Origin of the sequence: Polynucleobacter sp. HIN5 (assembly GCF_030297555.1) — a bacterium.
Lineage (GTDB): Bacteria > Pseudomonadota > Gammaproteobacteria > Burkholderiales > Burkholderiaceae > Polynucleobacter.
This window is the reverse complement of record NZ_AP028136.1, coordinates 412,720-425,493: the sequence shown is the minus strand read 5'-3', so window position 1 is coordinate 425,493 and position 12,774 is coordinate 412,720. Positions and strand designations below refer to the sequence as shown.

The window sequence follows — 12,774 nt, the reverse complement described above, 5'->3', positions numbered from 1 at the left end:
GACTTACAATGTCACATTATTCCAATAAAAATAGAATCGAGACATGATTCCAGTCAATAGCGTATTACAAGTGGGATTTTTCCCTGAAATCATGCAAGATGAGGTCTTGCGCCGCCTAACGCCAGTCATGATGCCCGACCCCCAAGGCCTCATTCCACAAAAGGATGTTCAGGCGATTTTGACAAGGCCCAGCTATCCCATCACAACCACTCTTTTAGATCAATTGCCCCAGGTCAAGATGATTGCTTGCTGTGGCGTTGGATATGACAATTTACCGCTCGATTATTTAAAGCAAAAGGGCATCATGGCATCAAACACCCCAGGGGTGCTCAACGATGCAGTATGCGAGCTGACGATCGGTATGTTGTTTGCTCTACTGCGACAGATTCCGAAGGCGCATGAGTTTGTACTTCATAAAAATTGGAGTAAAGGGGCGTTTCCATTTACAACTTCCTTGGCAGGCAAAACAATCGGGATTGTAGGCATGGGAAGAATTGGTCAAGAGCTGGCAACTCGCCTTATGCCTTTTAAGGTAAAGATTGCCTACCATGGTCCGCATGACAAGCACCTGCCTTATCCCTACATTTCCTCATTAATTGAACTAGCAAGCATGAGCGATGTCTTGATTCTATGTTGCCCCGGCGGCAAAGAAACCGAGCGCATGATTCACAAAGAGGTACTCGACGCTTTAGGTCCCTCGTCCTACTTGATTAATGTTGCTCGCGGAAGTGTCGTCAATGAATCGGATCTGCTATTCGCCTTGCAAAACCAAATCATTGCTGGGGCCGCCTTGGATGTATTTGAAAATGAGCCAAATCCTGATCAGCGTTTTCTGGGGCTTCCTAATGTTTTACTGACGCCGCATATTGGCAGTGCCACCCAAGAGACGCGTCAAGCGATGACGAACCTTGCGGTTGATAATCTCGATGCTTTTTTTAATCAACGCCCTCTACCAACCCCTATTGCCATGTAATTGGAGATTGTGATGCCCGTACATCCCTCAAGTTTTTCTGCCGTTCTATCCCCGGTTCTAACCCCATTTAATGCCGATGGTGGCCCGAATTCCAAAAAACTCCTGCGGCAATGCCAATGGCTGCAAAGTCACGGAGTGGGTCAAGCGGTGTTTGGAACAAACTCCGAGGCAAATTCCATGTCGGCACGCCAAAAGATCATGGTGTTGGAGGAGTTGATTGATGGCGGACTCAATCCAAATAATGTGATGCCCGGTACTGGCGCCTGCTCGGTTGATGATGCAGTAGTCATGACACGAGCCGCGGTAAATGCTGGTTGCGCAGGCGTTTTAATGCTGCCACCGTTTTACTATAAAGATGTTTCCGATGATGGTTTATTTGCGTTTTACGCAGACGTCATTGAAAAGATTGCTGATGCAAATTTAAAGATTTATGTCTATAACATTCCCCCGGTCACCAAAATTGGTCTGAGTCTTTCTCTGTTGGAGCGCTTAGTGAAGGCTTATCCCAACACCGTCATTGGGATGAAAGATAGTTCAGGGGATTGGCCTTATACCGAATCTGTGATTAAAGCGTTGGCGGGTTCAGGATTTCGGGTCTATGCAGGTAGTGAGGTGTTTTTACTGCGCACCTTAAAAGCTGGGGGTGTGGGTTGTATCTCAGCCACTGCCAATGTCAATCCGAAGGCGATTGCCCAGCTTGCGGCGCGCTGGCAAGAACCGGGGGCAGACACCTTACAAGAGTCCCTATCGGCAGTGCGGGCCATTTTTGCCCAGTTCCCGATGATTCCTGGGATGAAGGCAGCAGTCGCGCACTTCAGTGGTGATCCTGAATGGCTCCGGGTGAGACCTCCTCTACTACCCCTCGATGCAGAGCAGCAAAACAAACTGGTTCACGAGCTGCAAAAAATGAACTTCCAGATGGAGGGGCTTTAGCCTAATTAAATTGGTATAGACTTATAGTCTGTTGTAACTATAAATAATGATCCCAGGAGATAACTTCATGAAATTACTTAAATTGTTGCCACTGTGCATTGCACTGCTTTGGGGCAGCGTTCAAGCACAAAATCTTTCGGTAGCGACTGGCGGCACTGGCGGCGTTTACTACCCTATGGGCGGCGGCTTAGCAGCTGTTCTATCTAAAAAAGTACCCGGCATGTCTGCGACTGCTGAGGTGACTGGCGGCTCGGTAGATAACCTCAACCTGATTGGCACCGGCAAGCCCTATATTGGCTTCTCCATGGCCGATGCCGCTAAAGATGCGCAAACTGGCCAAGGCAAGTTCTCAGGCAAAAAGGTTGACCTCAATACCTTATTGGTTCTCTATCCCAATCGCATGCACATTGTGACCACCGAGGCTTCGGGTATCAAAACGATGCAAGATTTAAAAGGCAAGCGAGTCAGCACTGGAAGTCCTGGTAGCGCCACTGAAGTAATGGCTTTTCGTGTGATTGAGGCTGCTGGTCTTGATAAAGATAAAGACATGAAGCGTGAGCGTCTTGGAGTGGCAGAGTCCGTCAATGCAGTAAAGGACCGCAAGATTGATGCGTTCTTCTGGGTAGGTGGCTTACCAACCGCCGCAGTGACTGATCTAGCGAATACCCCCGGCACCAAGATCGTAATGATCGATCACTCTAAAGAAGTGGATGCTATGAATAAAAAATATGGCAACCTCTACTTTAAAGATGTGATTCCAAAGACCACCTACAAGGGCATGGATAAAGATAATAATGTGATCTCGGTTGCCAATATCTTGGTCACCAGCTCAAAGATGTCTGAAAAAGAAGCTTACGACATTGTGAAGGCTGTATTTGATAACAAGATCGATTTGGTTCGTTCACACTTTGAGTACATTAATGTGACCCCCGAAGGTCAAAAAGCTGCCTCGACACCAGTTCCATTTCATCCTGGTGCTTTGAAGTACTTCAAAGAGAAAAACATTAAAGTAAATTAATTCGTTTTTTTGTTTTGCTTGAATGGCCGCTAATGCGGCCATTTTCTAATAGAGACCAACAACCATGAGCCAAAATGCAATCGATAGCGCAACCCAAGAAAAATTAGACGCGCTCATCAAACAAGAAGAGGGCGACTCCAATCATTACAAAGGGATCTTTGCAATCTTTTTGACCTTGGTCGCGGTCGGTATGTCTCTATTTCACCTATATGCCGCCTATTCCATTGTTCCAACCCAAGTTTTGCGCACTGTTCATGTTAGTTTTGTTCTATTTCTAGTTTTCTTAAGCTTCCCCCTCATGGCGCGTTATAAAAATCGCCTAATGTGGTGGGACATTATTTGCGCGCTTGCGTCGATTGCGATTGCGTATTACGCAATTTCTGGCGGGGATGATTTTGGTGATCGCAACACCGCACCCAACCCAACCGATATCGTTTTTGGATCAGTACTTATCTTATTGATTTTGGAGGCCGTTCGCCGAACCAACGGAATGATTTTGCTCACCGTCACTATTTTGTTTTTACTCTACGCATTATTTGGTGACTCATTACCGGCCCCATGGACTCATAAAGGCTATTCGGTTGATCGTTTGGTTGGGTTTATGTATATGACTCTTGAGGGTATCTATGGCACTGCCGTTGATGTATCAGCGACACTCATTATTCTGTTTACGATCTTTGGGGCATTCCTGCAATTTACGGGTGCCGGTAAGTTCTTTATTGACTTCTCGTTTGCCGCCATGGGTGGCAAATCATCTGGAGTAGGACGGACCATTGTTCTATCTTCATTCCTGCTTGGAGGTCCATCTGGCTCTGGTGTAGCCACCACCGTCACCGTTGGTTCTGTCGCGGCTCCCATGCTAAACAAAGTCGGTTACGAGAAAAACGCGGCTGGCGGCCTCTTAGCGGCTGGCGGCTTGGGAGCGATTATTTCCCCACCGGTACTAGGGGCAGCCGCCTTCTTAATCGCTGACTTTTTAAAAATATCGTATCTCGATGTCTTATTAATGTCGATCATTCCGACCATTTTGTTTTATCTCGGACTTTTCACCATGGTGGAAATCGATGTTCGTAAATACGGCATGAAAGCGATGCATTTTGAGGCGGTCGAAAGTGCATGGTCTCTCAGTAAAAAATACTGGTTTCATTTCTTCTCGCTGATCTCAATCGTTCTATTTATGTTGATGGGGTTTACGCCCGTCATGTCTGTGCTGTGGGCAACAATCATTTCTGCATTAAGCAGTATGTTACGTCGAGATACAGCCATCGTTCCGTATGATTGGTTTATGGGTAAACAACCCATCTTTAAAGGACTCTATGACTCTAATTTAACCAAGGCGCTCGCTTCTGGCTCAACCGGTGTTTTAGCCATTGCGGCAACCTGCGCTGGCGCCGGTCTGATTGTGGGCACGGTGGTATTAACGGGTTTAGGCTTAAAGTTCAGCTCGATTGTGATTCAGTATGCGGGCGGGTCTTTATTACTCACCGCTATTTTTACTGCTTTCATTGTTTGGATTGTGGGTCTTGCTGTACCAGTTACTGCCTCCTACATTATTTGTGCTGTGATTGCGGCACCCGCACTTATTAACTTAGGCGTACCCGCATTTGCAGCGCATATGTTTATCTTTTACTACGCAGTGTTATCGGAGGTTTCGCCACCGACCGCCCTATCGCCCTTTGCGGCGGCAGCAATTTGTAAGGGCAATCCATATAAAACAACCTTGCAAAGCTGGAAATACGTAGCGCCTGCAATTTTGGTACCGTTTATGTTCGTGCTCGATAAATCAGGGGTTAGCCTCTTACTCATGGGCTCTACCACTGCTTTGGCCCAAGCGAATTGGATGGAGATTGTTTGGTCTACGCTAACCGCTATTGTCGGAATTGTGGCCCTGGCGGGTGGTCTGCAAGGTTGGTTTATTGAGAAGACGAATATTCTTGAGCGTACCTTGATGATTGTTTCTGGTGTTGCGTTGGCCTATACCTCGCCAACTGCCGATATGATTGGCTTTGCTGGATTTGGTTTAGTACTGATTCTGCAGTTCTTTAAGTACTTTAAAGCTAAGCCCAGCGCCTAGGCGGGTTATCAATCAAAAAGCCGCTTTCATCAAGCGGCTTTTTTTATGATTCGTTTCGTACTATTTTTTGATCGTCGTCCAAGCGGATTTGCCGGCGTATTTTTTGACCGCCACCTCATCAAACTCAAATCCTAAACCTGGTGTTTTATGCAAGATCAGATCACCGTTCTTAAATGCCAATTGCTTATTAATGAGACGTCTAAAGTTTAAGACTTGGTTATCTGGGAAAAACTCTACAAAGCGGGCATTAGGTGTTGCTGCAACTAATGGGGCATGCAGATCATGGAACCAATGCGGGCAAACCGTAATCCCTTTGGAATCAGCATACGCAGCAATTCGTCTGAATTCGCTAATGCCACCACATACTGCCGCATCCGCCTGCAGGATGGTTGCGCCACCAGCATCAACCAGCTCACGAAAGCGCCAACGACCCACTTCGATTTCGCCAGTGGCGATCGTAATTGTTGTATTTTTTGCTAAGCGGGCATGCAAGTCGATCGCATCCGGAGAAAACGGCTCTTCTAACCAATAGGGATTGTATTTCTCAAAGCGGCGTACATACTCCATGGCGGTTGGCAAATCGCGCCAGGCATTATTCGCATCGAGCGTTAAAAGGACATCATCACCAACTGCACTGCGAGCGGCTTTGACTCGAGCCTCCTCCTCGCGAGGTGATAGGCGACCAACCTTCATCTTCACCGCCTTAAAGCCGAGCTTCACAAACGCTTCCATCTCCTTGCCTAATTTGGCTGGAGTTTTCCCTTCTAAGTAATAACCACCGCTGGCATAGGCAGGAACACGATCATCTACCACGCATCCCAAGTATTGATGGAGGGACAAACCAACTGAGCGGGCGTTGAGATCCCAAATTGCAGTATCCAGAATCGAGATGCCACGCATGACAGCACCTGAACGGCCCTGCAAAATCGACTCCGCATACATCTCAGACCACAGACCTTCGCTGCGATGGCTATTCTGCCCAATCAATTTAGGAGCTAATAATTGCTCAACGGCCACTTTGGCGATGCTACCTGCGGCAGATCCCACGTAACAGAAACCAACCCCCTCATGACCATCTTTACTGCGAACTTTAACGATGCAGTAATGGCGCTCGCTCACGGTCCTAGTCGCAAACGATGTCACAACATCTAAGGGAACTGGCACGCTAGCCACTTGAACGGATTCAATAATCGGCATTTTTTCCTCTTTTTGGTTAACCAATCAAAGAAAATGATTGTATCGATTATTTGCCGATGGATTCTGCGAGGCAGCGTTTCATAAAACTTTCTTTGGCCACGTCGATCAACTTACGATCTCGTGCAGTTCGCTCGCAATCCATGCGAGCTTGCTTGACGCAATCGTCGTAGCTCACGGACTTGGATCCTGGGCGAGCGGTACTTTGTGGAGCCAATTGTTCTGAGCAACTTTTGCCCCAAGCCTGCGAGAAAGGTGTGCTCAATACATAGACGGCGGTCAGCAGACGAATAATCACAGCTTGCATTGATTACCGCTCCCATAAGGTCAATGCCTGATCATACCTAGTTTTTGGATGCAAAAATGTTGCACTACGGCATAAATCCTTCGATTATCCCTCTTGATATTGGATAATCGTGGTGTGCATCAAACCCATATCTCTCGATTCGGTATTCGATCTTTAGCTCTTTGGGGCAAAGTATGTTTTGGAATTGGTCTCATACTTTGCAATCAGCTAGTGCTGTCTCAATCCAACCAAAATACCAAATCGAATCCGGCGAACAAAAAAGTGACTGCCCCCCAAAAGGGGATTCAGGTCAATCAACGAGCCCAAAGTAAAACAGTTAATAGTGGCTCCGGCTTGCAGAGTAAATCGGCTGCAGAGCAAAACCAACAGCTAACCGATCCCGGTACCGAGGAGTACAGTCAATTCGATGCACTACCTGATTTTCAGGTGCAACGTGGTTGTCTAACTCGAGGCTTTCGAGAAAGCAATCTTCCGAGTCGGATCGGAATCAACGATCCTGAGTTTTTGGAGTATTTCAAGAATCAAACGGGTCGGTTCTTCGACTCCGCAAGTGGTCCATGCATCCCTTATGTTGTTGCTTTCGGAAAAAGGGGTCGCTTTGAGTCACTCAGTATTATGAATGGACCAAGCCGGAATGAGAAATCACAGATTTTGACTTTTACTGCCTCCGGGTTTGGGGGGTTCTTAGTTCAAGAAGAAAACTTAGCATCCCAGATGCAATTCTGGACAGAGCTATTTATTCCATTGCAAGAGGTTCTGTATGACCCCCAACGTTTAGGGGATAAATTACCAGTTGAGCTTGCCTGGGAGCTCAATTCAATCGTAAAGCAACTCTATCCAGATGACTCTGCCTCGTTAGAGAATAGTCCCAAACAAGTGCGTGTCATCGTTGATTTTGGTAATCGGGATCGGTGGGCGCAAATTTGGGCGGTCGAGATTCTGAACCTTGCAACCAATCAAGTACTCGCTGATGCGTTTTGGTTAGATCGTGACGATATTCCGGGATCATTCTTTACTGCCAACGGCGACTCCATTGAGCGTAGCTTTTGGACTAACCCTCTCAGCTATCGACGGATCTCGCGAGGTGTTGGGCAAGTTCCGATTCGTTCAAAAACCAATCCCAATCATCCACAAGCCCAAGGCAAGGATCGACGCTATCGAACCCATATGGGTATTGACTATGCGGCACCTACTGGCACACCGGTATTTAGTGTGGCCAACGGGAAAGTCGCATTTCTAGGATACAGCGGAGCGTACGGCAAACTGATCATCATTGATCATCCAGGCAACTATCGAACCTATTACGCCCACTTGAGTAATTACAATAATGAATTAGTTGTTGGCAATGATATTCGGCGCGGGATGGAGATTGGCTATGTTGGCTCCACTGGTCGTTCCACCGGCCCGCATTTGCATTACGAATTACGAAAAAATGGCATCTATGTCGATCCCTATAACCCAAAAATTCAGCTCGATTTGTGGACCATGCGCCCAAGCGATAGTGGCTCGTTCACCAAACAGCTGTTAATGTTAGGCAGTATCCCCAAAGAATGAGTACGCATGTCTAAACCCTTACGGCTCGAGTCCATTGCATGCGTGCGCGGAGGTCGTACCTTATTTGAAGATCTGCGTCTTGAAATCAAACCAGGGTCTATGCTGCGAATCTCTGGGGATAATGGTTCAGGCAAATCCAGTCTTCTACGTATTCTTTGTGGCCTACTCTCACCCCATGCTGGGCAGGTATTTTGGGGATCCGATCCAATCACCGAGGACCGGGATCAATTTCATAGCGAGCTGATTTATCTTGGGCATGCCCCCGCCCTGAAGCCAGACTTTAGTGCGATCGAGAATTTAATGTCATTGGCATTACTAGGTGGACAATCGATTTCCAATGAAGAGGCGATGCAGGCTCTTCACGAGGCAGGCTTAGATCGCCAAGCCCATCGTTTTATTCGCACCTTATCGCAAGGCCAAAAGCAACGCATCGCGCTTAGTCGCTTACGTCTTCCTCAAGCAAAAACAATTTGGGTTTTGGATGAACCATTCAACGCCTTGGATCGAGAGTCAAACCTTGCATTACAAAACTTATTAATTAACCATGTCAATCATGGAGGGATCGTGGCACTTAGTAGCCATCAAGAGTTACAGATCGATGGCGACCCTTGTGTGATTCGGTTGGAACTATGAGTCAAAGCGCTTCCGGATTTGCAATCTTCCAAGGCGTGATTGCGCGCGACCTACGACTTGCTCTACGGCGCAAAAGCGATAGCCTTGCGGTCCTCATCTTTTTTGCAGTAGTAGCAAGTCTTTTTCCTTTAGGTATTGGACCAGAACAAAACCTATTGATGCAAATTGCGCCGGGCATGCTTTGGATTGCCGCCTTGTTAGCGGCAATGTTATCGCTTCATAAAATATTTGCAGAGGACTTTATCGATGGGTCTTTAGATCAAATTGCTCTAACCGCCCTTCCCTTACCACTCGTGGTGCTTGCTAAAACGATTGCGCATTGGATAAGCAGCGGCCTATTACTTGCCCTCATCTCACCAATCCTTGCCTTGCAATTTAATTTACCGATGGATACGGTAGGCATCCTATTTCTTTCGCTACTACTTGGAACTCCACTCCTCAGCCTGATTGGCTCGATCGGCGCCGGATTAACACTGGCAAGTCGGGGTGGCGGGACCCTGTTGGCCCTGATCATTTTGCCGTTAGTGACTCCTGTCCTCATTTTTGGAGCCGGGGCAGTTGATTCTTACCAGAGCGGTCTTGGGATTGAGGCCCACTTTTCTTTACTTGGCGCTATGCTTATCATCGCATTATTTTTAGCCCCCTTTGCCAGCGCTGCTAGCATTCGGATTGCCTTGGAATAAAAGACGATCAAACGCAATCGACTTACAATACTTTTCAGTCAATTAATCAGTTAGGTTTTACTACTTTGTCTTTGCTCAATCTAAATTGGTTTAAGTATGCTGCCCCACAACGTTTTTATGGGCTTGCTGGATCGCTAATCCCCTGGTTTGTGGTGAGTGGCATGATCCTGACCATCATTGGTTTAGTGATTGGTTTAGGTATTGCGCCCACCGATCATCAACAGGGTGACTCATATCGCATCATTTTTATCCACGTCCCTGCCGCCTGGATGTCGATGCTAATTTATCTGGTCATGGCATTTTGGGCAGCGATTGGACTCATTTTTAATGCTCGCTTAGCAAGTATGCTGGCCCTCTCCCTAGCCCCCACTGGAGCCATCATGACCTTCATTGCCCTGTGGACTGGTGCCGTTTGGGGTAAGCCAACCTGGGGTACTTGGTGGGTCTGGGATGCTCGCCTCACCTCAGAGCTCGTGTTGCTTTTTCTGTACTTTGGCTTTCTTTCGCTCCACGCATCCATCGAAGATGTTCGAAAAGCGGACCGAAGCGCAGCATTATTAGCGATTGTTGGGGTCATTAATGTCCCCATCATTTATTTTTCGGTTAAATGGTGGAATACCCTCCATCAAGGAGCCTCCGTAAGTTTGGCCAAAGCCCCTACGATGGCCACACAGATGTTAACTGGGATGCTCATCATGGTTTTTGCTTTTTGGATGTATTCAATTGCAGTTGCCCTGTATCGGTGTCGTAACCTCATTCTAGACCGGGAGCGCCATGCCGACTGGGTCAAGGAGGTTCTGTAATGTTTTATTGGTCAAGCTTCTCCGACTTTCTTCACATGGGTGGCTATGCCCTATTCGTTTGGGGGTCTTACCTGGTCACAATTTTGGTGCTGGTGATTGAGATAGCCCTGCTACGAAGTCGGAATAAGGCCCTTCGAAAAACCCTAATTTCTGAAATGCGCGAGTCCCAAAGAAATTAGGCAAAATAGAGGTTTATGAAACCCCGTACAAAACGCGGTCTTGCGATCGCTGGTGGTCTGGCATCATTAGGTGTTGCAGCCTATTTGGTATTACAGTCCTTTCAAAGTAATTTGGTGTTCTTTTTTAGCCCATCCCAGGTTTATGCCAATGAGGCGCCGAAGAACAAACTATTTCGGATCGGGGGTCTGGTCAAGGAAGGTAGTGTTATTCGCGACCCCGGCGGTCTGAAGGTGAGCTTTATTGTGACCGATACTGCTCACGATGTCCCCGTCCAATACGAAGGTCTTTTGCCCGATTTATTTAAAGAAGGCAAAGGAGTGGTTGCTCAAGGTCAGCTCAATCAAAACGGAGTCTTTCAAGCGAAGCAAGTTCTGGCCAAGCACGATGAGAACTATATGCCACCAGAGGCCGCCGAGGCTCTTGAAAAAGCTAAATCAAAAGATCCTCAAGCAGCGCCCACTCTGAAAGAGTATGGGGGTAAAAAATGATTGCAGAAATCGGCCAATACGCACTAATCTTGGCGCTGGTGACCGCGCTCATTCTCTCTGCGTTTCCAATGGTGGGCGCCCAGAGTAATCGCCCCCATCTCATGGCCATTGCTAGACCTGCCTCTTGGGCCCTCTTTACTTGGGTCGCAGTTGCCTTCGTTTGCCTCACAGTGAACTTCATTCAAAATGATTTCAGTGTGTTGTATGTGGCACAAAACTCCAATTCCAATTTGCCCCTGATTTATCGTATCTGTGCTGTGTGGGGCGGTCACGAAGGCTCTATCTTGTTATGGGCTCTCATGCTGGCAGCATGGACCTTAGCTGTGGCTGTTTTCTCCAAGCATCTTCCAGACAAAATGATTGCGCGCATTTTGGCTGTATTGGGTATTTTGAGTGTGGGTGTTTTGTTATTTACTATCTTGACCTCGAACCCTTTTGATCGGCTTTTTCCTCCCGCTCCTGAAGGGCGCGATCTCAATCCTCTGTTGCAAGACCCTGGGATGATTATTCATCCGCCGTTTTTATACATGGGTTATGTGGGCTCAGCCGTTGCCTTTGCATTCGCAATCGCGGCTCTTTTATCCGGTCGACTAGATGCCGCCTGGGCGCGTTGGTCGCGCCCTTGGGTTACCACCGCCTGGTGCTTCTTAACGATTGGTATTGCGCTTGGAAGCGCTTGGGCGTATTACGAACTCGGTTGGGGTGGCTGGTGGTTCTGGGACCCCGTTGAAAATGCTTCGTTTATGCCCTGGCTGGTCGGCACTGCATTAATGCACTCACTTGCCGTCACTGAAAAACGTGGTGGCTTCAAAATGTGGACTGCACTACTGGCAATTTTGGCTTTCTCACTATCACTATTAGGAACCTTCTTGGTTCGCTCGGGTGTAATCACTTCGGTTCACGCCTTTGCCACCGATCCTGAGCGTGGTGTATTTATTCTGGGCTTTTTGGGTCTGATCGTTGGTGGATCATTATTACTTTTTGCATGGCGAGCTCCAAAAGCCAATATTGGGGGTAACTTTGAAACCGTCTCACGCGAGGGCATGCTACTCGTCAATAATGTTCTCTTATTAGTTTCCGCCGCTGCAGTATTGTTGGGCACCCTCTATCCACTGATCTTGGATGCCTTAAATCTTGGGAAGATCTCAGTAGGTGAGCCTTACTTTGAGGCAGTATTCGTACCGCTTATGACACCTGCATTATTTTTGATGGGAGTGGGTCCAATTGCGCGCTGGCGCCAATCGCCTCCCATTGAACTTGCAACGAAACTGAAATGGGCTCTTGCAGCAAGCGCGATCTCTGCGATCATTGCCCCCCTTGTCCTGCGATCTTGGACTCCAATGATTGGCTTTGGGCTATTAATTGCTGCTTGGATTATTAGCTCCGGAGTTACTCAATTAATCGATCGTGCCAGAATTAATCCAAGCAAGACCTGGTGGCAAAACCTGCGGATTCAGCCAGCTGGTTACTACGGCATGCTGGTAGCGCATTTTGGGGTAGCGGTATTTATCATCGGCGTCACCGCAGTGCGTGGCTTTGAAACCGAGCAAGATGTGCGGATGCAAATTGGTAGCGTATCGCAGTCGGGTGGCTACGACTTTAAGTTGATTGGGTTAAAAACCATCAATGGCCCCAACTATGCCGCAATTCAGGGGCAGTTTGATGTCAGCAAAAACGGCAAGTCCGTGACCACACTCTTTCCTGAAAAACGTATCTATACCGCAAGCCAAATGCCCATGACGGAAGCTGCGATTGATTCAGGACTGACACGCGATTTATATGTATCCTTAGGCGAGCCAATTAATGACCGCGAATGGAGTGTACGGATCTATCACAAACCATTTGTCGATTGGATCTGGGGTGGGTGCATCCTGATGGCACTGGGTGGTTTCTTAGCGATTACCGATCGTCGCTATCGCAAGAAAGAGGCGTAA

13 protein-coding genes are annotated in these 12,774 nt (G+C 47.6%); 11 read left to right on the top strand and 2 right to left on the bottom strand.

What is annotated here, in order from left to right:
• Positions 1–43: 43 nt before the first annotated feature.
• From QUE61_RS02215 to QUE61_RS02200, 4 genes are all read left to right on the top strand, one after another.
• Positions 44–973, top strand: a complete 930-nt coding sequence (locus tag QUE61_RS02215) for a 2-hydroxyacid dehydrogenase (protein WP_286307320.1) — start codon at positions 44–46, stop codon at positions 971–973.
• Between the two features lie 12 nt (positions 974–985).
• Positions 986–1,906 carry a dihydrodipicolinate synthase family protein gene (locus QUE61_RS02210; RefSeq protein ID WP_353506493.1) on the top strand — a complete coding sequence of 307 codons (921 nt, stop codon included), beginning with the start codon at positions 986–988 and terminating at the stop codon, positions 1,904–1,906.
• Between the two features lie 67 nt (positions 1,907–1,973).
• Positions 1,974–2,924, top strand: coding sequence for a TAXI family TRAP transporter solute-binding subunit (locus QUE61_RS02205; RefSeq protein ID WP_286307319.1), 951 nt, complete (start codon positions 1,974–1,976; stop codon positions 2,922–2,924).
• Positions 2,925–2,988: 64 nt separating this feature from the next.
• On the top strand, positions 2,989–4,998 hold the full coding sequence (locus tag QUE61_RS02200; RefSeq protein WP_286307318.1) for a TRAP transporter permease: 2,010 nt from the start codon (positions 2,989–2,991) through the stop codon (positions 4,996–4,998).
• A 60-nt stretch (positions 4,999–5,058) separates the two neighbouring features.
• Here the strand turns inward: QUE61_RS02200 and QUE61_RS02195 are convergent, their stop codons facing one another.
• Both QUE61_RS02195 and QUE61_RS02190 read right to left on the bottom strand, forming a co-directional pair.
• Positions 5,059–6,195 carry a mandelate racemase/muconate lactonizing enzyme family protein gene (locus tag QUE61_RS02195; RefSeq protein WP_286307317.1) on the bottom strand — a complete coding sequence of 379 codons (1,137 nt, stop codon included), beginning with the start codon at positions 6,193–6,195 and terminating at the stop codon, positions 5,059–5,061.
• A gap of 46 nt (positions 6,196–6,241) precedes the next feature.
• The gene (locus QUE61_RS02190; RefSeq protein ID WP_286307316.1) at positions 6,242–6,499 is read right to left on the bottom strand and encodes a hypothetical protein; all 258 of its coding nucleotides are present in this window, start codon (positions 6,497–6,499) and stop codon (positions 6,242–6,244) included.
• Positions 6,500–6,709: 210 nt separating this feature from the next.
• Between QUE61_RS02190 and QUE61_RS02185 the strand changes: the two genes are divergently transcribed.
• The 7 genes from QUE61_RS02185 to QUE61_RS02155 all read left to right on the top strand — a co-directional run bounded on the left by QUE61_RS02185 (position 6,710) and on the right by QUE61_RS02155 (position 12,774).
• Entirely contained in the window at positions 6,710–8,053 is a 1,344-nt protein-coding gene (locus QUE61_RS02185; protein WP_286307315.1) for a M23 family metallopeptidase, read from the top strand.
• 6 nt (positions 8,054–8,059) lie between these two features.
• Complete coding sequence (ccmA, locus tag QUE61_RS02180) at positions 8,060–8,686, top strand: cytochrome c biogenesis heme-transporting ATPase CcmA (protein WP_286307314.1); 627 nt, start codon at positions 8,060–8,062, stop codon at positions 8,684–8,686.
• The gene (ccmB, locus tag QUE61_RS02175) at positions 8,683–9,369 is read left to right on the top strand and encodes a heme exporter protein CcmB (protein WP_286307313.1); all 687 of its coding nucleotides are present in this window, start codon (positions 8,683–8,685) and stop codon (positions 9,367–9,369) included. The genes ccmA and ccmB overlap by 4 nt, the downstream gene beginning before the upstream one ends.
• A gap of 71 nt (positions 9,370–9,440) precedes the next feature.
• A complete protein-coding gene (gene ccmC / locus QUE61_RS02170; protein ID WP_458574718.1) occupies positions 9,441–10,172 on the top strand; it encodes a heme ABC transporter permease CcmC in 732 nt (243 codons plus the stop codon).
• Positions 10,172–10,351 (top strand): heme exporter protein CcmD, encoded by a 180-nt coding sequence (gene ccmD / locus QUE61_RS02165; protein ID WP_353506492.1) that lies wholly within the window; start codon positions 10,172–10,174, stop codon positions 10,349–10,351. The genes ccmC and ccmD overlap by 1 nt, the downstream gene beginning before the upstream one ends.
• 15 nt (positions 10,352–10,366) lie before the next feature.
• Entirely contained in the window at positions 10,367–10,840 is a 474-nt protein-coding gene (gene ccmE / locus QUE61_RS02160) for a cytochrome c maturation protein CcmE (protein WP_286307311.1), read from the top strand.
• Positions 10,837–12,774: a heme lyase CcmF/NrfE family subunit gene (locus QUE61_RS02155; RefSeq protein ID WP_286307310.1), complete on the top strand. Its 1,938-nt coding sequence runs from the start codon at positions 10,837–10,839 to the stop codon at positions 12,772–12,774. Before ccmE ends, QUE61_RS02155 begins: the two co-directional genes overlap by 4 nt.